The sequence below is a fragment of the Burkholderia stagnalis genome (assembly GCF_902830275.1).
In the GTDB taxonomy this organism is placed as follows: Bacteria; Pseudomonadota; Gammaproteobacteria; order Burkholderiales; family Burkholderiaceae; genus Burkholderia; species Burkholderia stagnalis.
On the sequence record NZ_CADESW010000024.1, the window covers coordinates 92,969 to 114,213 of the forward strand.

A 21,245-nucleotide genomic window follows, 5' to 3' on the forward strand; every position below is an offset into this window, starting at 1 on the left:
GGCATGCGCGCGGTGCGCGCGAGTCAATCGTTCCGGGGAATCGACCCGCGACGCAGGCCATGACGCCACCCATCACGCCGCCTGCTGCGGGCTCCGGTCGAGCGCCATCAGCATCTCAACGTCGCGCGCGATCATGCCCGGCACTTCCGCGCGCAGCATCTCTACCCAGGTCCGCACCTTCGCGTCGATGAAGCGGCGCGACGGATACAGCGCATAGACGTTCATCTTCTGCAGGATATGGTTCGGCAGCACGCGCACGAGCGAACCGTCGCGCAGCGCGTCGATCGCCGAATACAGCGGCAGCATCCCGATGCCGATGCCGTCGCGGATCGCGAGCGCGAGCGACTCGGCGGTGTTGGTCTGCACCGGCCCCGTGACGTGGATCTGTTCGACGCCGCCCGGCCCTTCGAGCAGCCATTCGTGCGTCGGGAACGCCGGCGTGCACAGGGTCAGGCACGCGTGCGCGCCGAGGTCCTGCGGCCGGGCCGGCGCGCCGTGCAGGCGTGCGTATTCTGGCGACGCGCACAGGATGCTGAACGTCGAGCCGAGCAGGTGCGACACGAGTTCCGAATCGGGCAGCGACGACGCGGTCACGACCGCCATGTCGCTCGTGCCGTCGAACAGGTCCGGCATCCGCTGCGACAGCGACAGCTCGATCGACACGTCGGGAAACTGCGCGTGATAGCGCGTGAGCGCGGGCAGCACGTAGTGATGGCCGACGCTCGCGAAGCTGTGCATGCGCAGCACGCCGGCCGACCGCTCGTGCGCGCAGCTCGCTTCCTCTTCCGCGCGATCGACGTCGGCGAGGATCTGCCGGCAGCGCCGCAGATAGCTTTCGCCGGCGGAGGTCAGCGCGAGACGGCGCGTCGAGCGGTTCATCAGGCGGGTGCGCAGCCGCGCCTCGAGCTCCGACACCGCGCGCGACATCGCGCCCGTCGTCGAATTCAGCGATTGCGCGGCGGCGGTGAAACTGCCCGTCTCGACGACGCGCGTGAACACCCGCATGTTTTGAAGCGTATCCATTACCGTGAACCCGTGAAGCCCCTGTGTAGGAGCGCTATTTTCCTCCACGGAATGCGATGCATTGTTACGCCGCCTGCAACTATCGTTTCCCCGGAGCTGCGTTAATGTGCGCGCGCCGCGCTCCTACAATCGGCGCCTCACCAGTCGAACGGGCGCGTTCGGCCAGGCCCGGGCGTCCCGCCTGGCGCGGGCCGCGCCCTCTCTTGCCATGAAGCCACAACCTGCGATCGAGCCCCCTTCCGTCGGTATCCAGCGATGGGGACGACGGCTCGATCCGCTCGGCAAGACGGCGCGCGACTGGGCCGCGAGCGACGGGCTGATCTGGCTGCACCTCGCGAAAACCGTGTTCGCGGCGCTGCTCGCGATGGGCATCGCGATGCGGCTCGAGATGTCGCAGCCGCGCACCGCGATGACGACGGTGTTCGTGCTGATGCAGCCGCTGTCCGGGATGGTGTTCGCCAAAAGCTTCTACCGGGTGCTCGGCACGGCGGCCGGCCTCGTCGCCGCGCTGGCGCTCGGCGGCCTGTTCGCGCAGCAGCCCGAGCTCTACATGGCCGGCATCACGCTGTGGGTGGGCGGCTGCATCGCGCTCGCGGTGCGCAACCGCCACTTCCGCTGGTACGGCTTCGTGCTGGCCGGCTACACGGCCGCGCTGATCGGGCTGCCCGCGGTGATGACTCCGCAGACGCTGTTCCAGTCCGCGCTGACGCGCGCCGCCGAGGTCGCGCTCGGCATCGTGTGCTCCGGCGTCGTCAGCGCGCTGGTGCTGCCGCTCAGCTCCGCGAAGGCGCTGATGCGATCGTTGAGCGCGCGCCACGCGAAGTTCGCCGCGTTCGCGGCCGGCGCGCTGGGCGGCGACGTCGAGCGCGGCGCGTTCGAACGCCAGTTCGCCGATTTCGTCGACGAGATCGTCGGCTTCGAGGCGAACCGCGCGTTCGCATCGTTCGAGGATCCGCACATCCGCGCCCGCAGCCGGCGCCTCGCGCGGCTGAACAGCGAATTCATGAACGCGTGCACGCGGCTGCATGCGCTGCACCAGCTCGTCAAGCGCCTGCGGGCGGGCCAAGCGGACGCCGTGCTCGCGGCGCTCGCGCCGCACGTCGACGCGCTCGCGCAACGGCTCGTCGCGCTGCGCGACGAACTGCGCCGCGGGCCCGCGCGCGCGACCGGCGCGCTACTGGACCTGCGCCGCTTCCATTCGGCGCTGCCGAAAGCCGCGCGGGCGTCGCGCCGCGACCTCGAGGACCATGCGGCCGGCGGCCTGCTCGACTACGACACCGCGATCGAGCTGATGTATCGCTTCGCGGGCGAGTTCATCGGCTATGCGGATACCTACGCGTCGCTCGACGAGGACGACCATGCGTTCGAGCGTTCCGTCACGCACTACGCGGTGAAGACCAACGGCTTCTTCGTCGGCTTCACGTTCCTGCGCACCGTGGTCGCGGTGGGCGCGACGAGCTGCTTCTGGATCGCGTCGGAATGGCCGAGCGGCGCGCTCGCCGTGATCGGCGCCGCGATTGCGTGCGCGCTCAGCTCGACGTCGCCGCGCGCGCCGAAATTCGTCGCGCAGATGGCCGTCGGCGCGGGGTTCGCGACGCTCGTCGGCTATCTGTTCCTGTGCTACGTGTATCCGAACATCGACGGATTCCCGCTGCTGTGCGCGGTGCTCGCGCCGGTGCTCGGCTTCGGCGCGTTCCTCGCGATGCGGCCGGGCATGTCCGGCTACGGGATCGGCTTCGCGGTGTTCTTCTGCCTGCTCGCGGGCCCCGACAACGTGATCGCGTATACGCCCGAGGTGCTGATCAACAACGGCTTCGCGGTCGTCGTCGCGATGCTCGCGTGTGCCCTCGTGTTCGCGGTGGTGTTTCCAACCCACATGCCCTGGCTGACCGGACGCATCGCGCACGACCTGCGCCGCCAGGTGACGCTCGCGTGCGAAGGCGCGCCCGACGGGCTCGCGCAGCGCTTCCAGTCGAGCACGCACGACCTGATGGCGCAGCTGCGCACGCTGCTGGTCAGGCGCACGCGCCAGCATCGCGACGCGCTGCGCTGGATGCTCGCGACGCTCGAGGTCGGCCACGCGGTGATCGACCTGCGCGACGAGGTGCGCGCGTTCGCCGCATCGAAGCCGCCGCAGGCGCTGCGCTGGACCGCGTCGATCGAGCCCGTGCTCGACACGCTGCCGCGCTTCTTCGACGACCCGACGCCCGCCCATCACGTGCGCACGCTGAAATCCGTGAACCTCGCGATCCGCACCGCGCAGCATGTGCTGATCGCATGGCATGCGGTGCCGGAAGAGCGCCGCCGCATGCAGCGCATCGTCGGCTGCCTGCACTTCGTGCGCAGCGCGCTGCTCGACAAGGATGCGCCGTTCAACCGGCATCGCCGTTGAACGCGCGAGCGCGGCATCCTTGTTCGGAATGCAAATAAGCTCTCCCGGCACGGTGATTAATCTCCAGGCAGTGCGAGCCTATAGTTGGGTCACTGCCAGCGAGACTGGCCCTCACCCAGGAGAAACCGAAATGAAGCCGCTGCACCTCGCCCTCGTTGCCCTGTCGCTCACCGCCGCTGTCGCGCACGCGCAGCCGGCGCCGGCCGAGCAGGCGCCGCAACAGGCGAACCGCGCCGAAGCCGTGCAGGCCGCCGGCCGCGTCGACCACGCGCAATCGAAGAAGGACGACCCGAACGCCTGCGTCGGCCCGGTCAGCTTCTGCAACGTCTACTTCGGCAGCTGAGCATGACGCCGCGTCGCGACGGCCTTGCCCGCAGTGCCCGCATCGGGTGCGCGGGCGCGCGCCGGGGCGCCCGCTCACCCGAGCATCACCTTCGCTCCCTTCGCTCGCGCCGCTTCGCCTGAACCGGCGCGCACGGCGTTTACGTCCCCCGCCCCGGCCGCCAGCCGACCTCGCGCAACGCATCCAGCAAGCGCGCCCCGCCCAGCCCTTCCACCCGCACGCCGCGCGATTCGACGTCGCCGCCCGCGACGAGCGCATTCACGATCGCTTCCTCCACCGCTTCCGCCGCCGCGACGAACAGCGCGGAAAGATGATCGTTGTTGACCATCTTCACGCTCGTCGTCGGTGCGCCCTTGCGTCCGTAGTCCGCCGCCGGCAGCCCGTGATTGCCGGTCGCGAACGCCAGGAAGATGTCGCCGCTCGAATCCTCGGTGCCGCCGCCGACGCGCGCGAGCCCGACGCTCGCACGCTGCGCGAGGCGCGTGCACTGATGCGGCAGCAGCGGCGCGTCGGTCGCGAGCGTGACGACGATCGAGCCCATGCCCGGCTCGCCCCGCGCGGCCGGCGCACGGAACGGCGAATGCGCGTGCCCGAGCACCTCGCCGACCGGATAGCCGGCCACGCGCAGCATGTCGCGCACGCCGTGGTTCGCCTGCACGAGCGCGCCGACCGTCCAGCCGCCCGCGTCCGCGCCCAGCACGCGCGACGCGGTGCCGATGCCGCCCTTGAACTCGTGGCAGATCATCCCCGTGCCGCCGCCGACGCCGCCTTCGGCGACCGGCCCCGAGCGCGCGGCGGCCTGCGCCTGCTGCACATGCGACGCCGTCACGTGCTGCCCCCAGATGTCGTTCAGCAGGCCGTCGAAGGTTTCCATCACGACCGGCATGCACCAGTACACGCGATCGCGCGCGGCATCGCGTTCGGCCGCGACCAGCGCGTCGCGCACGACGCCGACGCTGTGCGTGTTGGTGGTCGCGATCGGCGTGGTCAGCAGGCCGGCTTCGCGAATCCATTCGAGGCCCGTCGCGTCGCCGTTGCCGTTCAGCACGTGCACGCCGGCGAAGCACGGATCGTCGTGCGCGATGCCCGCGCGCGGCTCGATCACCGTCACGCCGGTGCGGATCGACGCGTCGCCGGCGTCGACGTTCAGCGTGCAGTGCCCGACCCGCACGCCCACGACGTCGGTGATCGCGTTGAAGCGGCCCGGCGTGCCGAGCCCGATGCGGATGCCGAGATCCCTCGTGCGCATGATGCAAATCCTCCAGTAAGTAGTTCGTTCGATGGTCGGTCAGAGTGCGCGGAACGCGTCGCTGTGACGCGCCCACTTCACGTACATCGCGAGCGCGGCGACGAACAGCCCCGCGATGATGATCAGGTCGGTCGGCCTGGCCGACGACGACAACGTCGTATAGAGCGTATACGCGGCGCCGGCCACCGCGACGAGCGGCGTCACGGGCCACAGCGGCATCCGGTAATGATGCGCCACGTCGCGGCGCACGAAGCGGCTCGCGAGCGCGGCGAGGCCGACGACGAGATAGACGAGCAGCAGCAGGTCGACCGTGAACGCGGTCAGCTCGTCGAGGCTCGACACGAACACGAGCCCGGCGGACGGCACCGCGAGCGCGAGCGTCGCGAGCCACGGCGACTGCAGGCGCGGGTGGATCGACGAGAACGCGCGATTGCACGCGCGCGGCCACAACGCATGGCGGCCGCTGCTGTACAGCAGGCGCCCCATCGTGATCACGATCGCGATGATCGCGTTGAACACCGACAGGAAGATCCCGCCGCTCACCACGCGCGACACGGCCGGATTGCTGAGCGCACCGACCACGTAGCCGATCGGATCGGCGCTCTTCGTCAGCTCGGTCAGCGACGGCGCGCCGAGCACGATCGCGGTGAGCGGCACGAGCTCGACGACGAGGATCACCAGCAGCGAATAGATGACCGTCTTCGCGACGTTGCGGTTGCCGCCGCGCAGGTCTTCCGCGAGGAACACCGCGGAGCCGAAGCCGTTGTAGCAGAAGATCGCGGTGCCGATCGCCGGCACGATCGCGGCGGCCGCGGCCGGTATCAACACGCCGCCGCTCGCGACGACCGGATGAAGCAGCGCGTCGGCGCCGCGATGCGGCGCGCCGAAGCCGAGCCCCGCGATCAGCATCAGCACGCCGATCTCGACGACCAGGAACGCGCCCGTGATCCACGCGTTGGTCTTGATGTTGAGCATGCCGAGCACGTAGCTGAGCAGCACGATCGTCAGCGCGACCGGCTGGTTGCCGAAGTGCGTGCCGAGCGCGTTGTTCAGGTACGGCGCGGCGCCGCTCGCGAGCACCGCCGGAATGAACACGCTGACGGACAGCACCGCGATGAAGGTCAGGTAGCCGGGCAGCGTGCCGAACACGCGCTTGGCCATCACGTACTCGCCGCCCGCGCTGCGGTGCGCGGCGCTGAGCTCCGCATAGCAGAGCGCGAACGCGAACGCGAGCACGCCGCCGAGCAGAAACGACAGCACCGCGCCGCTGCCCGCCTGCTGGATCGCGAACGGCGCGATCACGAAGATCGAGCTCGCGGGCGTCACGCCCGACACGGTGATCATCACCACGTCGCGCACGCCGAGCGTCTGCGCGAGCGCGTGCGGCGCCTCCTCTGCTGCAGGCGCCGCTTGCATCGCGCCCGTCGATTCCGACATCATCGCCATCTTGCTCTCCTATGCTGCGTTTTTTTGAACGCCCATACTCGGGGCCACCTGATTGCGTGGCAGTCTAGGAAGCCAATTTCGGCGCCGCTATTCCCCCTTCGTGTTACGCCCTTCCGGTGGTGGTATGGATCGACTGTTTTCGGAAATCGCGATGCACCAGGCGCTCGGCCGCGCGATCGACCATCTCGGCCAGCCGCGGTTCTGGCGCTTCCTGGTGCTGCTGCTCAACGAGATGGTGCCGTTCGACAACGCGCTCGCGACCGCGATCGGCCGCGACGGCGTGCCGGTCGTGCTCGACGAGTACGACACCGGCGGCACGGATGCGCCGTCGCCGGTGCCGCTGTACCTGAACGGGCTCTATCTGCTCGACCCGTTTCTGCAGGCCGCGCACGACGGGCTCGCGGACGGCTGTTACCGGCTCGAGGAAGTCGCGCCGGACCTGTTCCGGCAGAGCGAGTATTTCCAGAGCTATTTCCGCGATGCGGTGGGCGAGGACGAGATCCAGATCCTGTTGCGGCCGCAGCAGGGCCTGCTGCTGTCGCTGTCGCTCGGGGCCGCGGCACGCTTCGACGTCGAGCCGCTCGGCAAGCTGACGGCCGCGCTGCCGTGGGTACTGGCGACGGTGCGCCAGCATTGGCGGCTGGCAGGCGACGCCGCGCGCGCGGCGCCCGACAGCGATCTCGGCGCGCGCGTCGAGCAGGCGCTCGCGCGGTTCGGCGCGGATCTGCTGACCGATCGCGAGATGTCGATCGCGCGGATGGTGCTGCGCGGCAATTCGTCGAAGGCGATCGCCGACAAGCTGGCGATTTCGCCGGAAACCGTGAAGGTGCACCGGCGGCATCTGTATACGAAGCTCGGGATTTCGTCGCAGCCGGAATTGTTTTCGCGGTTCATCCAGGCGCTGGGGCGCGACGAGACGCCGTGATCAGGCCGGCGGCCGCCGCAATCCCGAGATGCAACGCCCGATCGGGCCGCAGCGTAACGTTCAACACCGGCTTCGGCGCGGCCATGCCCGCCGGCGCCGACAGCACGAAGCGCTGCAACACCATCGCCGCAATGACGGTCATCTCGGTCATCGCCAGATGCTGCCCGAGACACACGCGCGGCCCCGTGCCGAACGGCATGTAGGCGCCGCGCGGCACCGCCGGCGCACCGTCGGCGAAACGCTCCGGCCGGAATGCGTGCGGCTGCGGAAACCACCGCGCGTCGCGATGCATCAGCTGGATCGGCAGCATGAACAGCGTGCGGGCCGGCAATTGCCACCCGCCCAGCGCAATCGGCCGCGACGCGCGCCGGCTGATCAGGATCGGCGCGGCCGGATACAGGCGCATCGTCTCCTCGAGCGTCTGCGTCAGGTAGCGCAGCGCGGGCCGCGTCTGCGTCGTCGGCGCGCGGCCGCCCAGCACCCGCGCCACCTCGTCGCGCGCGGCGTCCTGCGCCGCCGGATTCGACGCCATGCACCACGTCCACCACGTGAGCGTCGCCGCGGTCGTCTCGTGCCCGGCCAGGAACGCCGTCATGCATTCGTCGTGCACCGCCTGCAGCGGCCAGGTGCGCGCGTCGTCCCGGTGCAGCCGCAACAGGCGGGACAGCAGGTCGTCCGGCCAGGCGCTGTCCGGCTTGTCGAGGCGCGCGCGCAGTTGCCGGTCGATCAGCGCGTTCAGCACCGCCTGCGCCCGCGCCTTGGCCCGCTTCCACGGCATCCAGTCCGGCGCGATCGCCGGCTGGTAGAACGCCGCGTTGGCCGCCGCGCTCACCGTGCGCACGGCCTGCTCGGCCGCGCGCGCATCGTCGCCGATCACGTCGGAGAACATCGTGCGCACGATCACGTCCATCGCGAGCGACGTCAGCGCGCTTTCGATCGGCCAGTGCGGATCGTGCGCGGGCCACTGCGCGAGCGCATGGCCGGCCGTCGACGCGATCGTCGGCGCGAACGACTGCACCGGCTTCGGCATGAAACCCGGTTGCAGCGCATGCCGCTTGCCGCGCCACGCGTCGCCCTCGGCGATCAGCACGCTGTGCCCGTGGACCTGCGAGAACACGCGGATGCCGCGCTCCCAGCGGGCCACCGCATCGTGATGCGTCACGAGCAGTTCGCGAACGAGCTGCGGATCGGTGACCGCCACCGCATGCTCGGGCCACATGCGCAGATGCACGACGTCGCCGAACGCCTGTTGCCAGCCGCCGAGCGCGCCGAGCAGGTCGCGCGACATGGCGCGCAGCAAACCCCAACCCGTCAGGCCGGCGCGCGGCCCCGGCGGCCACACGCCGGGCGGGTGAAGCGCGGGCGCGGGCATCGGCGCCCCCGCATGGAATGGACATTGAGAGGAGGATCGCGTGTTCATGCGGCGCATTGTCCGCACGCCCGGGGCACGCGTCTTGAACGCAAACGACATCGACAGCCAATGGGCCCGCACCTATACTCCGCCGTCATGTCCTCCGCTTCGCTCACGACGTTGCCGACGTGTCCCGACCCGCTGGCGCGCGCACCGCGCGCGACGCATCGCGGGCAGCCCCCTCACGCGCGGCTGTATCCCGCGCCGCCCGCGCTGCAAGGTGCGCTCGTCGCGAGCGTCTGCCGCGATACGCGCGGCTTCACGCTGAACGACGCGCAGCGCCTGACGCATTGCCCGGCCACGCCGCTCGTGTCGCTGTCCTGGTATCGAAACCTCGATACGGGGCTCGTGGAGCGAACCGCGCACGGCCCGCGCTGGCAGCCGTTCGACGCGCCGGTCATGCTGTCGGGCAGCCAGTCCGCCCCGCTCACGAGCTGGGCGCCGACGACGGGAAGCGGCGGCATGGCCTGCTTCACCGCCGACGCGGCGCGCGCGTTGTTCGGCGTCGATCTCGCCGCGATCCACGACCGCTTCGTCGATGCGCACGCGCTGCTCGGCGACGCATGGCGCCCGCTGCTGGATGCGTTGTCCGACGCCGACGACGATACGGCCGTGCGGGACGCGCTCGCGCATCATCTCGCGCCGCGCTGGCGCGCGCTTCAGCGTCAAGGCGACGGCTCGGCCCTCGCGTCGCTGCGCGACGCCGGCCGCCACTGGGTCGGCCGCCTCGCATGGCAGGCGCGCGAATGGGGGCGCACGCACAGCCCGCGCCAGGTCGAGCGCCGCATCAAGTCATGGAGCGGCCGGTCGTTGCGCGACTGGCAGGCGCTCGTGCGCGCCGAAAGCCTGTTCTTCGCCGCGCGCGAGCGCTACGAAACCGGCATGCCGTTCGACTGGGCCGGCCTCGCGCACGACGAAGGGTTCGCCGACCAGGCGCACCTGAGCCGCGTGGCCAAGCGCATCACCGGCTTCGCGCCGACCGAATTCGCGCAACGCTTCGCCGACGATGAATCGTTCTGGCTTTACCGGCTGTGGGTGTGAAGGATCGGCGAGCGCCCCGCTACTTCCATTTCTCGCCGAGTTGCGCGAGCCCGGCTTTGCGGAGATCGTCCGGCAGCATCGCCACACGAAACTCGCAGTCGGCGTTGAACATCAGGAACCACGGCTCCGCGAGCGCCGGGATCCGCGACGGGTCGTTCAGGTCGACGATCACGACCGCGCCGCGCGCGCCGTTCTGCTCGGTGAAATACACGGCCTCCGGCTTGATCTCGTCGAGTATTCGCGCGACCACGTCGCCGACGGTGCCGTCGCGCACCAGCGTGTTGAACGGCTCGTGTGGGATTCGTATGTTGAGAAGCATGCGCATGGTCATCCTCCTTGGGCTGCGCCCCGCATGGGCCCTTCAAGGATAGGTGCTGCGCCCTGCCGCGCCAGTGCGGCGGAACCCGGCCCGCTCAACGCACCTTCGGCACCCACGCGCCATGGAATCCCGCCGGCACGCGCCTCGGCAGGTGCACCGTCGCCACCGGCCCGCGCTCGATGCAGCGTGCGTCGAGCACGACGAGATCGCTGGTGTCGGTCGCGTGCCGATACACCCAGGTCAGCACCCAGCCGTCATCCTCCCCGGCCGCGCCGGCGCGCGCGACGAACACGGGCTCGCTGTTCTGGTCGCCTGCCGGCACTGCGTAGCGCGCGATCGTTCCTTGCCGCAGATCGTAACGAACCACGCCGCGCATCTCGGCATTCGACGGCTGTTCCACCGCATAGCAATACCGGTATGCGCGCCCCGTCCATGCGTCGTTGATCCGCGGCAGTTCGACGCCCGCATCGCCGAGCGGCGCTTCCTCGACCGTCCCGTCGGCGGGATCGATCACGTAACGCCACAGCACCGCCAGCGGGTTGTCGTCGAACGTCCCGCGCCGCTCGCCCGGCCGCAGGAACCACGGGTAGCGGACCACGTCCAGCACGATGGCGCCGTCGTCGCAGTCGTAGGCGTTCGCCACGTGCTGGATGAAGCACGGCGCGATGTCGAACCAGCGCGGCGCGCCGCCGTGGCGCGGCAGCACCCCGATCCGCGCGCGACGATCGTCGTGCCAGCGCAGCGGCATCCGATAGCCGTCGGCGAGCATCGAGAAGTCGTATCCGACGTTGAGGTCGAACAGGAGGCTGCGGGTCGCGGTGATCGCCATGTCGTGCATCATCGACGGCGCCGGCAGGTCGAGCTCGACGTCGACGGTCTGCACGCCCTGTGCGTCGAGCACGCCGTAACGCAGCCATGGCGCCTGCCAATCCGCACAAAACAGCATCAGTTCGCCGGTGCGCGGATCGACCTTCGGATGCGCGGTCATGCCGCCGCCGAGCCCCGCGTGCCGACGTGGACGATCGAACCCGTCGAGCGCGCCGACGATCGCGAGCGGCGCGCCGCCTTCGGCCAGCGCCAGCACCTCCCCCGCGTGCAGCAGCACGTTCACGTTTGGATTGGTGTCGGGCAGCGATGCCGCGCGCGCCGGCGCATATACGTCCGCCCAGCGCCGCGTGCGCGCCCAGCGGTTCCGGTAGCCCGTCACGCGGCCGTCCTCGAACGACAGCGCGTGCAGCATCGCGTCTTCGGGCCACCACGACAGCACGTCGTTGCCGGCAAAGCGGCCGCGCAACGGATTGGGGCCGTTGCGCAGCAGCATGCCGTTCAGCTCGCGCGGCAGGCTTCCGGTGACGCGCAGGTCGACGAGATCGGCCTCGTCCGCGACCGGCGCGATCGCGCCGCTGTTCAGGTCGAACGTCGTCATGCCGTCAGGCTCCGGAGGACGATTCGGCCGCCGGCATCGGCGGAATCTCGCCGAGCGCGAGTGCGAGCGCATGGTCGCGAACGTCGCCGGGCCACGTCGCGATCAGCTCGCCCATGCGCGACCGGTCGCCCGCATACAGCGCGCGCACGGCTTCCTCGAAACCGGGCAGATTGCCCCCGATCGCCGACATGAAGTGATACGCGCGATCCCGCGCCGCGCGGCGCTGGTCTTCGGTCGCACGCGCGCGCCGCACTTCGTCGACGAGCTTGCGCAGCGCGACGGACGCGCCGCCCGGCTGCGCGCCGAGCCATTCCCAGTGGCGCGGCAGCAGCGTGACCTCGCGCGACACCACGCCGAGCTTCGGACGCCCGCGGCCGCGCGGCTCGTCGGCGCGCGCGTCGTCGTCCGCCTGCTCGGGCGCGGATTCGGCGGGCGGCGCGAAGCGGGCCAGGATGTCGGCGTCCGAGCCGCGGGTGTCGATGTCGATCGAGCGCCCGGTGCTGTCGTCGAAGATCAGCACCGCGCCGGCGGCGTTGGCGTCGAGCGCGCGCCGGAGCGCGAGCGCCACCGTCGACAGCGGCCCGGTGGCCAGCCGCCGGTGGCCTTCGAACGCCGTGTAGGAACTGGAAATCATGCGGGTCTCTCCATCAGTGAAGAATGCGATGACCGCATTTATACCCGGGTGTAAATGGCGCGTCAATATTATCCGGGTATAAATCGAATTGCCCGATCCCTGCCGCGCAGGCATGATGTGGCCCGAACCGACAGGCTTGCGCGCCGTGCCGCCACGGGCGCAGGCCTCGCGGGCGGATCGAGCGCAGCCCGATCCCCCTTGATCATCGATGCGGCGCGCACGCGCCGCGATCGATCCATCCGGCTGCCATGCCCGCTTGCCCATGTCCTTACGCGCATTCAGAACGCTGGTCGCCATCGCCCGCTACGGCACCTTCGCCCGGGCCGGTGAAGCCATCGGGCTCACGCAGTCGGCGGTGAGCCTGCAGGTCAAGACGCTCGAAAGCGAATTCAGCGTGCAACTGTTCGACCGGTCGCGCCGGCAGCCCGCGCTGACCGAAGCAGGCCGCATCCTGCTCGCGCAGGCCGAGCAGGTGCTCGCGATGGTCGACCGGATTCCCGATGCGCTCAGCGACGAAAAGAAGCTGGTCGGCCGCTTGCGAATCGGCGCGATCCAGACCGCGCTCGCCGGCCCGCTGCCCGACGCGCTGCTCGCGTTGCGCGATGCGCATCCGTCGTTGCGCGTGCACGTTTGCGCGGGGATGTCGGCGGAGCTCGCGCAGCGCGTCGCGGCCGGCGAGCTCGACGCCGCGATCACGACCCGGCCCGTGAAGCCGCATCCGGCCGAACTGACCTGGACCACGCTCTACGAGGATCGCTTCTGGCTGCTCGCGCCGCCGCAGTACGCGGAACGCGATGCCGGCACGCTGCTGGCGGAACTGCCGTTCATCCGCTTCGACGCGCAGGCGTGGGCCGGCCGGATGATTGCCGCCGAGCTGCGGCGCCTCGGCGTGCGGGTGCGCGAGGAGATGGTGCTGGACAGCACGGAGACGATCGTCCGCATGGTCGCGCGCGGCCTCGGCGCGGCGATCGTCGCGCTGTCCGATTCGACGCTCGCCCGCCTGCCGCCAGTGGCCCGCTTGCCGTTCGGCGAGCCGCAGATGGGCCGCGCCGTCGTGCTGCTCGAACACCAGTCGCGCCCGGCCGAGCGTTTCGCGCGCGCGCTCGCCACGGAAGTGATCGCGTCATCGATGAGAATTTCTCATTGAACGTACGATAATTAACAATTATTCCTGTTGACATGGCGTGTTAACTTGGCGGCGTCGTCACTCGTTCGATCGCTCGCCGTCATGCCGCTCACCCGTCTCTTTTCCCTATGGCCCTGCCGCCGGGCCGCGTCGCTTTCCCGCGCGGCCGGCCCGCGCGCACGGCGATGATCCCGGCCATCCTGCTCGCGCTGGCGCCGGTCGCGCTGCTGGTCGCGCTCGGCCACGGGCTCAGGCGCTCGGGCTTCGTCGCCGACGCGTTCTGGCCGCAGGCCGAACGGCTTTGCTATTACGTGCTGCTGCCCGCGCTGTTCGCGCACGGGCTCGCGGGCGCCCGGCTGCAATCGCTGGCCGTGCTGCCGCTCGCGGGCACGCTGGTGGGCGCCACCGTCGCCGCCGCCGCGGTGCTGGTGCTGGCGCGCCCGTTCGTGCGCGTGGACGGCGCCGGCTTCACGTCGGTGTTCCAGGGCGCGGTGCGCTTCAACAACTATGTCGGCACGTCGCTCGCGGCCGGCCTGTTCGGCGCCGGCGGCATCGCGCTGTCGGCCGTGTGCGTGGCCGCGATCGTGCCGACCGTCAACCTGATGTGCGTGCTGGTATTCGCCCGCTACGGCGCGACGCGGCTGGGCGCCGCCGCGCTCATGCGCCAGATCGTGTCGAATCCGCTGGTGGTCGCGTGCGCGCTCGGCATTGCGATGCAGGCCGGCGGCGTGACGTTCCCGGCTGCCGTCGAACCGGCCGTGCGCGCGCTCGGCGCCGCATCGATGCCGCTCGGGCTGCTGTGCGTCGGCGCCGCGCTGAAATTCGACGCCGCGCGCGCGTGGATGCAGCCGGTGTGCATCGCGTCGGCGTTCAAGTTCCTCGCGATGCCGCTGCTTACGATCGTCGCGGCACGCGCGTTCGGCCTGAGCGACGCCGCGCTGACGGTCGCGCTGCTGTTCCAGGCGCTGCCCACCTCGTCGGCGTCATACCTCATGGCGCGCCAGCTCGGCGGCGATGCGGCGCTGATGGCCGGCATCACCGCGTTCCAGACGCTGTTCGCGACGATCGCGATGCCGATCGTGATGACGATGCTCGTCGCGGCGCCGACGTTCCGTTGATGTTGCCCGGACCTTCCCCGACCCGCCTTCCCGCCTCACCCCGTTGCCGAATCCATGAATGCTCCCGCCATCCCGGCCGCCACGGCCAAAGCGCCGTCGTACACCGCGCTCTACGTCAAGCTCACGCTGGTCGCCCTGTTCTGGGGCGGCACCTTCATCGCGGGCCGCGTGCTCGCCGGTTCGCTGCCCGCGACGAGCGCCGCGACCGGACGTTTCGCGATTGCCGCCTTGCTGCTGGCGGGCCTGACCTGGAAACTCGAAGGCGGCCTGCCGAGGTTGAACCGCCGGCAGTTGCTGGCCACCTTCGCGCTCGGCGCGACCGGCATCTTTCTCTACAACATCAGCTTCTTCGCGGCGCTCGCGCGCATGCCGGCGGGGCGCACCGCGCTGTTCGTCGCGCTGAATCCGGTGGCGACCGCGCTGCTGCTGGCGATCGTGTTCCGCGAGCGGCTGTCGCCCGCCCGCTGGGCAGGCATCGCGCTGGCGCTGTTCGGCGCGCTGGTCGTGATCAGCCGCGGCGAGTTGCTCGCGGCCCTCACCGACCTGCGCAGCACCTTCGGCGACGGCGAGCGCGCGATGCTGTGCGCGGTCGCCAGCTGGGCCGCGTACACGGTGATCGGCCGCTATGCGCTCGAAGGGCTTTCGCCGCTCGCGTCGACCACGTGCGCGGCGCTGTGGGGGCTGGCGCTGCTGTGCGTGGCGAGCCTGTTCGACACGCACGCGAGCACGGGCTTTCACCCGACCTGGCAGGCGGCCGCCGCGATGGCCTACCTCGGCGCGATCGGCACGGTGGTCGCATTCGTCTGGTATTCGCAGGGCATCCGCGAACTGGGGCCGGCCCGCACCGCGGTGTTCACGAACCTGGTGCCGGTGTTCGGCGTGCTGCTGTCGATCTGCCTGCTCGGCGAAACGCTGATGCCGTCGATGGTGGCCGGCGGCGTGCTCGTGATTGCCGGCGTGATGCTGACGAATCGCGTCGGCCGCTGACGCGCGGCCGCGGTTCGCCCCACCGTTCGCACGTCACGCGCCGGCGGCCAGCGCGTCGAGATTCGCGACGAACCGCACCGTGCCGCCGCGCCGGCTCTCGTGGACGAACGCGCGCAACGCCTGGCTGCGCGCAAGCCAGCCGTCGATGTCGCCGACGATCGCCAGCCCGATCCCGTAGTTCGCGAACTTCTGCACGATGCCGCCCAGCACGCGGGTTTCGAGCCGGAAGAAGTCGGGATGCACGGCCTCGACGGGCGCGGCGACCCAGCTTGCCTCGTGGCTCCACGCGTCGCCGATCAGCGTGACCGCATCCGCTTCGCTCGCCAGCGCGATCGCGTGGCGCGGGCAGACGAGCACGCGGCGCTCGCCGAGGGTCAGCACGTCAGCAGACATCTTCGTTTCTCCGGGTTGTGTTGACGAAAGTGCGCGGCACGCTCAGCCGCGAAACGATTGCAGCAGGGTATCGAGTGTTTGAAGCAGCGCGGCGGTGTCGCCAAGCGACGCAATGATGACGATCTTGATCCGCCCCAGCTCGGGATCGAGGATCGCTTCGAGATGCACGGCGCTATCGCGCTGCGTGCGGCTGTTCAGCACGGCCTGCAGGCTGCGCGCCACGTATTGATGAAGCGCGGGGCCGGCATCGGGCACGTCGACGGCGGTGGTGACGCGCACGGGCGCCGGTTCGGGCGCCTCGCCGGCGAGGGCCGCGAGATCGGCGCGCCGGATGCGGTAGGCCTTGCCGACGCGGCTCGCGTTCAGCTTGCCGTCGCGGATGAAGCGAAGAATGGTTTTCGGGTGAACGCGCAGGATTCGCGCCGCTTCGTCGACCGTATGGAAATCGTCCAGCACGCCGATTGGCCCTCAGATTTGTTCCCTATTACTCCGCATCATAATTCATTCAAGGAGCAATAAGGAATATCTTCACCATGAGTCGGCTGATTCGACCGAACCCGCGCCGCTGCGAAGCGGCCCGGGCGCACCGGCGCGCACATTCACGCTCCCGCCAAAAACCGCCTATCGTGAAGGCAGCACGCCCGTGGCGAGCGGCCCGCTCCACCGTCGCTCGCGCGGCCGGCCGCGCGCCGCCGCATCACGGCATGTGCGGAACGCGATCCCGCCCGTCGCGATCGCCACCCGCGAAACCGCTGAAGAACAAGGAGGCAACCATGAAAACCGTGCGTCTCGCCAGTTCCGCCCTGCTCGCCGTCGCTTGTGCGTCGGCCCTTGCCCAGAACGCCATCACCAAGGTCGAAAACGGCGCGCTGGTCGCCGCGAACGGGATGACCGTCTACGCGTTCGACAAGGACAAGCCCAACGCCGGCACCAGCGCGTGCACGGGCCAGTGCGAAAGCTTCTGGCCGCCGTACAAAGCCAGCGCGAACGACGTGCCGGCCGGCCCGTACACGATCGTCAAGCGCGACGACGGCACGCAGCAATGGGCGTACAAGGGCCGGCCGCTGTATTTCTTCTCGAAGGACATGAAACAGGGCGACCGCAACGGCGACAACTTCAAGGACATGTGGCACGTGGTGGCGCCGTAAGCGCCAGCCCCCGGCAGCCCCGACGCAAAAAAAGCCTGGCCGGATCGCGCCGGCCAGGCTTTCATCGATCGTTCGCGTCACGCGCCGCCCGGGCAGGCGGCGCGCACGCTCCCGCGCCGCGTCAGCGGCTCGACGGGAAGCTGAACACCGTCCCCTCGCGCACGCCGGCCGACGGCCAGCGCTGCGTGATCGTCTTGCGCTTCGTGTAGAACCGCACCGCGTCGGGGCCGTACGCGTGCAGGTCGCCGAACAGCGAGCGCTTCCAGCCGCCGAACGAGTGATACGCGACCGGCACCGGCAGCGGCACGTTGATGCCGACCATGCCGATCTGGATGTTGTCGCTGAAGTAGCGTGCCGCCTCGCCGTCGCGCGTGAAGAGGCACGTGCCGTTGCCGTATTCGTGCGCGTCGATCAGCGCCATCGCTTCGTCGAGCGACTTCACGCGGATCACGCCCAGCACCGGCCCGAAGATCTCGTGCTGGTAGATCGGCATGCCGGGCTTCACGTCGTCGAACAGGCACGGGCCGAGGTAGTAGCCGCCGTCGTGCCCATCCACCTTCACGCCGCGGCCGTCCACCACCAGCTTCGCGCCGGCCGCGACGCCGGCCTCGACGAAACCCGTCACCTTGTCGAAATGCTGCTGCGTGACGAGCGGGCCCATGTCGACGCCCGCGCCGCTGCCCGGCCCGACCTTCATCTTCGCGATCTCGGCCTTCAGGCCCGCGACGACCTGGTCGCCCGTCTCGTCGCCGATCGCGACGACGAGCGGAATCGCCATGCAGCGCTCGCCGCACGAACCGTACGCAGCGCCCATCAGCGCGTTCACCGCGTTGTCGATGTCGGCGTCCGGCATCACGACCGCGAAATTCTTCGCGCCGCCGAGCGCCTGCACGCGCTTGCCGTGCGCACAGCCGGTCGAGTAGATGTATTCGGCGATCGGCGTCGAGCCGACGAAGCTCACCGCCTTCACGCGCGGGTCGGTCAGGATCGTGTCGACCGCTTCCTTGTCGCCGTTCACGACGTTCAGCACGCCCGGCGGCAGGCCCGCCTCGAGCGCCAGCTCGGCCATCCGCAGCGTCGACGACGGCGTGCGCTCCGACGGCTTCAGCACGAACGTGTTGCCGCACGCGACGGCCATCGGCCACATCCACAGCGGCACCATCACCGGGAAGTTGAACGGCGTGATGCCCGCGACGACGCCGAGCGACTGGAACTCGCTCCACGAGTCGATCGCCGGACCCACGTTCTTGCTGTGCTCGCCCTTCAGCAGCTCGGGCACGTAGGTCGCGTACTCGACGTTCTCGATGCCGCGCTGCAGCTCGCCCATCGCATCGGCGAGCACCTTGCCGTGCTCGGCCGTGATCAGCGCGCACAGCTCGTCCGCGTGTTCCTCGAGCAGCGTCTTGAAGCGGCTCATCACGCGCGCACGCTTCAGCGGCGGCGTGTTGCGCCACGCCGGGAACGCGGCCTGCGCGGACGCGATCGCGGCCTCGACGGTCGGCTTGTCGGCGAGCGCGACGCTCTTGTCCGATGCGCCGGTCGCCGGATCGAACACCGGCTGCACGCGGCTGCCGCCATCGACGCGCTTGCCGTCGATCAGGTGGCCGAGGGTGGAAGTGACGTTGCTATCGTGTTTCATCGTCGAGGCTCGTTCGTGAATTCGGTCAGTCGTTCGGCAGGCCGGCGGCGCGGCTCAGTCCACTTCGTTCAGCGCGTCGGACAGCGCGTTCACGAGGTTGTCGATCTCGCGCTTCTCGGAGATGAACGGCGGCGCGAGCTGGATCGTGTCGCCGCCGTAGCGCACGTAGAAGCCTTTCGCCCAGCAGCGCATCGCGATCTCGTAGGGGCGGCGCGCCGGCTCGCCGGGCAGCGCCGCGATCGTCAGGCCGGCGGCGAGCCCGCAGTTGCGGATGTCCGCGATATGGCGCTGGCCCTTCAGCCCGTGCACGGCCGCCTCGAAATGCGGCGCGAGTTCGCGCACGCGGCCGATCGCGTCCTCCTTCACGAGCAGGTCGAGCGCCGCGACGCCGGCCGCGCACGCGACCGGGTGCGCCGAGTACGTGTAGCCGTGCGGGAACTCGAGCATGTACTCGGGGCCGCCGGCGGCCATGAACGTGTCGTAGATGTCCTTCTTCGCGACCACGGCGCCGAGCGGCTGCGCGCCGTTGGTCACCTGCTTCGCGATGTTCAGGATGTCCGGCGTCACGCCGAACGCTTCCGCGCCCGTCAGCGCGCCGGCGCGGCCGAAGCCCGTGATGACCTCGTCGAAGATCAGCAGGATGTCGTGTGCGGTGCAGATCTCGCGCAGGCGCTGCAGATAGCCTTTCGGCGGCACGATGACGCCCGCCGAGCCCGCGAACGGCTCGACGATCACCGCCGCGATGTTCGACGCGTCGTGCAGCGCGATCAGGTCGAGCAGGCGGTCGGCCAGCTCGGCGCCGTGTTCCGGCATGCCGCGCGAGAACGCGTTCTGCGCGAGCTGCGTATGCGGCAGGAAATCGGCGTCGATGCCCTGGCCGAACAGCTTGCGGTTCGGCCCGATGCCGCCCACCGAGATGCCGCCGAAATTCACGCCGTGGTAGCCCTTCTCGCGGCCGATCAGGCGCGTCTTGGTGCCCTTGCCCTTCGCGCGCCAGTACGCGCGCGCCAGCTTCAGCGACGTGTCGGTCGCCTCCGAGCCCGAACTCGTGAAGAACACGTAGTCGAGGCCGGCCGGCGTCAGGTCCTTGATCCTGTTCGCGAGCTCGAACGACTTCGGGTGGCCGTACTGGAACGCCGGCGCGTAGTCGAGCTGCGCGACCTGGCGGCTCACCGCTTCGGTGATCTCGGTGCGGCCGTGGCCGAGGCCCGTGCACCAGAGGCCCGACAGGCCGTCGTAGATCTTGCGGCCTTCGGCATCCGTGTAATACGCGCCCTTGGCCGACACGATCATGCGCGGATCGGCCTTGAACTGGCGGTTGGCGGTAAACGGCATCCAGTGCGCGTCGAGCCACGCGGCATCGGTGCGCAGGGTCGTGTTGTCCTGTTGTGCAGCGGTGAGGGTGTCGGTCATATGTCGGTCGGCGCGGCGCGCCTCTCCTCCTGGGTAGATGTTGCGCATTGTCGGCACGCCAATTAGTCTTTTGAATATCGCAATATCAATGTTCACTTGCGCAACTATGCAAGCAAAGAAACCGAAGAGCCGCGCGCTGCTCGGCCAGCTCAGCGACATGGACCTGCGCCTCTTGCGGGTCTTCAAGGGCGTCGTGCAGTGCGGCGGGATGGCGGCGGCCGAGCTGGAGCTGAACATCGGCATCTCGACCATCAGCCGGCATGTGAAGGATCTCGAGACACGCCTCGGCCTCGTGCTGTGCCGGCGCGGCCGCGCGGGCTTCACGCTGACGCCCGAGGGCCAGACGGTCTACGAGGAGACGCTGCGCCTGCTCGCGTCGATGGAGGCGTTCCGCAGCCGGGTGGATGGCATCCACGACCGGATGGGCGGCGAGCTGCACGTCGCGGTGTTCGACAAGACCGCGACCAACCCGAACGCACGCCTCGGCGACGCGATCCGCCAGTTCGCCGACGAAGCGCCGGATGTCGCGCTGAACCTGCACGTCGCGTCGATCAACGAGGTCGAGCGCGGGATCATCGACGGCAGCTACCAGGTCGGGATCATCCCGGCGCACCGCAGCTCCGGCAGCCTCGTGTATGCCGAGCTGTTCGACGAGCGGATGCTGCTGTACTGCGGCCGCCAGCACCCGCTGTTCGATGCGCCGCACGGCAAGCTCACGTGGACGACGATCCGCCACCACGCGTTCGCGGGGCTCGGCTTTCATTCGCCGAACATGGAGCTGAGCCATCGCGCGAAGCTCACGCGCAGCGCGACCGCGTCCGACCAGGAGTCGATCGCGACGCTGATCCTGTCCGGGCGGTATCTCGGCTTTTTGCCGGATCATTACGCGGAGAGCTTCGAGAACAAGGGACTGATGCAGGCGGTTGCGCCGCACCGGTTCAACTACCGGTGCCGGTTCGTGAGCTTGTTGCGGCGCTCGCCGCGGCCTTCAAGGGCGGCGTTGTTGTTCCAGTCGTGCCTGGAAGCCGCGCATGCTGCCGGGCGGCAGAATGGCGCGGGCGCGTGACGGCGGCGGTCAATCCTTGCGCATGCAAAGGTTATCGCGTCAATTGTCGCGACAGCAGGCACAATACGTTCCGCCGATGACGCCGGCCGCACACGCGTTCGATACTCGAACATGATCGCTTCGTGCCGCCGGCGTCCGTTCTTCCG

At 69.7% G+C, this 21,245-nt stretch carries 20 protein-coding genes; 9 read left to right on the forward strand and 11 right to left on the reverse strand.

Translation table 11 applies throughout. The features are described 5' to 3' along the window. Positions 1-72: 72 nt before the first annotated feature. A complete protein-coding gene (locus HWY45_RS30735) occupies positions 73-1,023 on the reverse strand; it encodes a LysR family transcriptional regulator (RefSeq protein ID WP_059880986.1) in 951 nt (316 codons plus the stop codon). Positions 1,024-1,231: 208 nt separating this feature from the next. Here HWY45_RS30735 and HWY45_RS30740 point away from each other — a divergent pair, with 208 nt between their 5' ends. Both HWY45_RS30740 and HWY45_RS30745 read left to right on the forward strand, forming a co-directional pair. Further along, positions 1,232-3,415: an FUSC family protein gene (locus HWY45_RS30740; RefSeq protein ID WP_059880988.1), complete on the forward strand. Its 2,184-nt coding sequence runs from the start codon at positions 1,232-1,234 to the stop codon at positions 3,413-3,415. A gap of 130 nt (positions 3,416-3,545) precedes the next feature. Continuing rightward, on the forward strand, positions 3,546-3,758 hold the full coding sequence (locus tag HWY45_RS30745; protein WP_059880990.1) for a hypothetical protein: 213 nt from the start codon (positions 3,546-3,548) through the stop codon (positions 3,756-3,758). Between the two features lie 139 nt (positions 3,759-3,897). Here HWY45_RS30745 and HWY45_RS30750 read toward each other — a convergent pair whose 3' ends face one another. Beyond that, positions 3,898-5,007 carry a P1 family peptidase gene (locus HWY45_RS30750; protein ID WP_059566691.1) on the reverse strand — a complete coding sequence of 370 codons (1,110 nt, stop codon included), beginning with the start codon at positions 5,005-5,007 and terminating at the stop codon, positions 3,898-3,900. A gap of 39 nt (positions 5,008-5,046) precedes the next feature. Then, positions 5,047-6,453 carry an APC family permease gene (locus HWY45_RS30755; RefSeq protein WP_059807759.1) on the reverse strand — a complete coding sequence of 469 codons (1,407 nt, stop codon included), beginning with the start codon at positions 6,451-6,453 and terminating at the stop codon, positions 5,047-5,049. A 124-nt stretch (positions 6,454-6,577) separates the two neighbouring features. Here HWY45_RS30755 and HWY45_RS30760 point away from each other — a divergent pair, with 124 nt between their 5' ends. Beyond that, the gene (locus HWY45_RS30760; protein ID WP_059880992.1) at positions 6,578-7,378 is read left to right on the forward strand and encodes a helix-turn-helix transcriptional regulator; all 801 of its coding nucleotides are present in this window, start codon (positions 6,578-6,580) and stop codon (positions 7,376-7,378) included. Here the strand turns inward: HWY45_RS30760 and HWY45_RS30765 are convergent. Further along, positions 7,344-8,798: a cytochrome P450 gene (locus HWY45_RS30765; protein WP_059881028.1), complete on the reverse strand. Its 1,455-nt coding sequence runs from the start codon at positions 8,796-8,798 to the stop codon at positions 7,344-7,346. The genes HWY45_RS30760 and HWY45_RS30765 overlap by 35 nt on opposite strands. Before the next feature lie 87 nt (positions 8,799-8,885). Here HWY45_RS30765 and HWY45_RS30770 point away from each other — a divergent pair, with 87 nt between their 5' ends. Further along, a complete protein-coding gene (locus HWY45_RS30770; RefSeq protein ID WP_059880994.1) occupies positions 8,886-9,830 on the forward strand; it encodes an AraC family transcriptional regulator in 945 nt (314 codons plus the stop codon). A gap of 19 nt (positions 9,831-9,849) precedes the next feature. On the opposite strand, the gene HWY45_RS30775 is transcribed toward HWY45_RS30770, so the two are convergent. The 3 genes from HWY45_RS30775 to HWY45_RS30785 all read right to left on the reverse strand — a co-directional run bounded on the left by HWY45_RS30775 (position 9,850) and on the right by HWY45_RS30785 (position 12,209). Then, positions 9,850-10,155, reverse strand: a complete 306-nt coding sequence (locus HWY45_RS30775; protein ID WP_059566763.1) for a hypothetical protein — start codon at positions 10,153-10,155, stop codon at positions 9,850-9,852. A gap of 88 nt (positions 10,156-10,243) precedes the next feature. Then, positions 10,244-11,575, reverse strand: a complete 1,332-nt coding sequence (locus HWY45_RS30780) for a carotenoid oxygenase family protein (RefSeq protein WP_059880996.1) — start codon at positions 11,573-11,575, stop codon at positions 10,244-10,246. Positions 11,576-11,579: 4 nt separating this feature from the next. After that, positions 11,580-12,209 carry a DUF2239 family protein gene (locus HWY45_RS30785; RefSeq protein ID WP_059880998.1) on the reverse strand — a complete coding sequence of 210 codons (630 nt, stop codon included), beginning with the start codon at positions 12,207-12,209 and terminating at the stop codon, positions 11,580-11,582. Between the two features lie 262 nt (positions 12,210-12,471). Between HWY45_RS30785 and HWY45_RS30790 the strand changes: the two genes are divergently transcribed. From HWY45_RS30790 to HWY45_RS30800, 3 genes are all read left to right on the forward strand, one after another. Beyond that, the gene (locus HWY45_RS30790; RefSeq protein ID WP_059566762.1) at positions 12,472-13,356 is read left to right on the forward strand and encodes a LysR family transcriptional regulator; all 885 of its coding nucleotides are present in this window, start codon (positions 12,472-12,474) and stop codon (positions 13,354-13,356) included. 164 nt (positions 13,357-13,520) lie between these two features. After that, on the forward strand, positions 13,521-14,453 hold the full coding sequence (locus tag HWY45_RS30795; protein WP_059881030.1) for an AEC family transporter: 933 nt from the start codon (positions 13,521-13,523) through the stop codon (positions 14,451-14,453). A gap of 54 nt (positions 14,454-14,507) precedes the next feature. After that, positions 14,508-15,440, forward strand: coding sequence for a DMT family transporter (locus HWY45_RS30800; RefSeq protein ID WP_059881000.1), 933 nt, complete (start codon positions 14,508-14,510; stop codon positions 15,438-15,440). Between the two features lie 33 nt (positions 15,441-15,473). Here HWY45_RS30800 and HWY45_RS30805 read toward each other — a convergent pair whose 3' ends face one another. Both HWY45_RS30805 and HWY45_RS30810 read right to left on the reverse strand, forming a co-directional pair. Beyond that, a complete protein-coding gene (locus HWY45_RS30805; protein WP_059881001.1) occupies positions 15,474-15,833 on the reverse strand; it encodes a DUF4180 domain-containing protein in 360 nt (119 codons plus the stop codon). 42 nt (positions 15,834-15,875) lie between these two features. Further along, complete coding sequence (locus tag HWY45_RS30810; protein WP_059881003.1) at positions 15,876-16,289, reverse strand: helix-turn-helix domain-containing protein; 414 nt, start codon at positions 16,287-16,289, stop codon at positions 15,876-15,878. Positions 16,290-16,606: 317 nt separating this feature from the next. Here HWY45_RS30810 and HWY45_RS30815 point away from each other — a divergent pair, with 317 nt between their 5' ends. Beyond that, positions 16,607-16,981, forward strand: a complete 375-nt coding sequence (locus HWY45_RS30815) for a COG4315 family predicted lipoprotein (protein WP_059566681.1) — start codon at positions 16,607-16,609, stop codon at positions 16,979-16,981. A 121-nt stretch (positions 16,982-17,102) separates the two neighbouring features. Here the strand turns inward: HWY45_RS30815 and HWY45_RS30820 are convergent, their stop codons facing one another. Further along, the gene (locus tag HWY45_RS30820; RefSeq protein ID WP_059566680.1) at positions 17,103-18,620 is read right to left on the reverse strand and encodes a CoA-acylating methylmalonate-semialdehyde dehydrogenase; all 1,518 of its coding nucleotides are present in this window, start codon (positions 18,618-18,620) and stop codon (positions 17,103-17,105) included. A 54-nt stretch (positions 18,621-18,674) separates the two neighbouring features. Continuing rightward, on the reverse strand, positions 18,675-20,033 hold the full coding sequence (gene aptA / locus HWY45_RS30825) for an omega-aminotransferase AptA (RefSeq protein WP_059881006.1): 1,359 nt from the start codon (positions 20,031-20,033) through the stop codon (positions 18,675-18,677). A 106-nt stretch (positions 20,034-20,139) separates the two neighbouring features. Here aptA and HWY45_RS30830 point away from each other — a divergent pair, with 106 nt between their 5' ends. Next, positions 20,140-21,099: a LysR family transcriptional regulator gene (locus HWY45_RS30830; protein ID WP_059566678.1), complete on the forward strand. Its 960-nt coding sequence runs from the start codon at positions 20,140-20,142 to the stop codon at positions 21,097-21,099. The last annotated feature ends 146 nt before the right edge of the window (positions 21,100-21,245 follow it).

Bases quoted from the DNA above. Each gene is read 5' to 3' on its own strand.
- HWY45_RS30760 (WP_059880992.1), top strand. From the start codon at position 6,578: ATGGATCGACTGTTTTCGGAAATCGCGATGCACCAGGCGCTCGGCCGC.
- HWY45_RS30750 (WP_059566691.1), bottom strand. From the start codon at position 5,007: ATGCGCACGAGGGATCTCGGCATCCGCATCGGGCTCGGCACGCCGGGC.
- HWY45_RS30755 (WP_059807759.1), bottom strand. From the start codon at position 6,453: ATGGCGATGATGTCGGAATCGACGGGCGCGATGCAAGCGGCGCCTGCA.
- HWY45_RS30795 (WP_059881030.1), top strand. From the start codon at position 13,521: ATGATCCCGGCCATCCTGCTCGCGCTGGCGCCGGTCGCGCTGCTGGTC.
- HWY45_RS30745 (WP_059880990.1), top strand. From the start codon at position 3,546: ATGAAGCCGCTGCACCTCGCCCTCGTTGCCCTGTCGCTCACCGCCGCT.
- HWY45_RS30740 (WP_059880988.1), top strand. From the start codon at position 1,232: ATGAAGCCACAACCTGCGATCGAGCCCCCTTCCGTCGGTATCCAGCGA.
- aptA (WP_059881006.1), bottom strand. From the start codon at position 20,033: ATGACCGACACCCTCACCGCTGCACAACAGGACAACACGACCCTGCGC.
- HWY45_RS30775 (WP_059566763.1), bottom strand. From the start codon at position 10,155: ATGCGCATGCTTCTCAACATACGAATCCCACACGAGCCGTTCAACACG.
- HWY45_RS30800 (WP_059881000.1), top strand. From the start codon at position 14,508: ATGAATGCTCCCGCCATCCCGGCCGCCACGGCCAAAGCGCCGTCGTAC.
- HWY45_RS30765 (WP_059881028.1), bottom strand. From the start codon at position 8,798: ATGAACACGCGATCCTCCTCTCAATGTCCATTCCATGCGGGGGCGCCG.
- HWY45_RS30815 (WP_059566681.1), top strand. From the start codon at position 16,607: ATGAAAACCGTGCGTCTCGCCAGTTCCGCCCTGCTCGCCGTCGCTTGT.
- HWY45_RS30820 (WP_059566680.1), bottom strand. From the start codon at position 18,620: ATGAAACACGATAGCAACGTCACTTCCACCCTCGGCCACCTGATCGAC.
- HWY45_RS30785 (WP_059880998.1), bottom strand. From the start codon at position 12,209: ATGATTTCCAGTTCCTACACGGCGTTCGAAGGCCACCGGCGGCTGGCC.
- HWY45_RS30830 (WP_059566678.1), top strand. From the start codon at position 20,140: ATGCAAGCAAAGAAACCGAAGAGCCGCGCGCTGCTCGGCCAGCTCAGC.
- HWY45_RS30790 (WP_059566762.1), top strand. From the start codon at position 12,472: ATGTCCTTACGCGCATTCAGAACGCTGGTCGCCATCGCCCGCTACGGC.
- HWY45_RS30780 (WP_059880996.1), bottom strand. From the start codon at position 11,575: ATGACGACGTTCGACCTGAACAGCGGCGCGATCGCGCCGGTCGCGGAC.
- HWY45_RS30770 (WP_059880994.1), top strand. From the start codon at position 8,886: ATGTCCTCCGCTTCGCTCACGACGTTGCCGACGTGTCCCGACCCGCTG.
- HWY45_RS30805 (WP_059881001.1), bottom strand. From the start codon at position 15,833: ATGTCTGCTGACGTGCTGACCCTCGGCGAGCGCCGCGTGCTCGTCTGC.
- HWY45_RS30735 (WP_059880986.1), bottom strand. From the start codon at position 1,023: ATGGATACGCTTCAAAACATGCGGGTGTTCACGCGCGTCGTCGAGACG.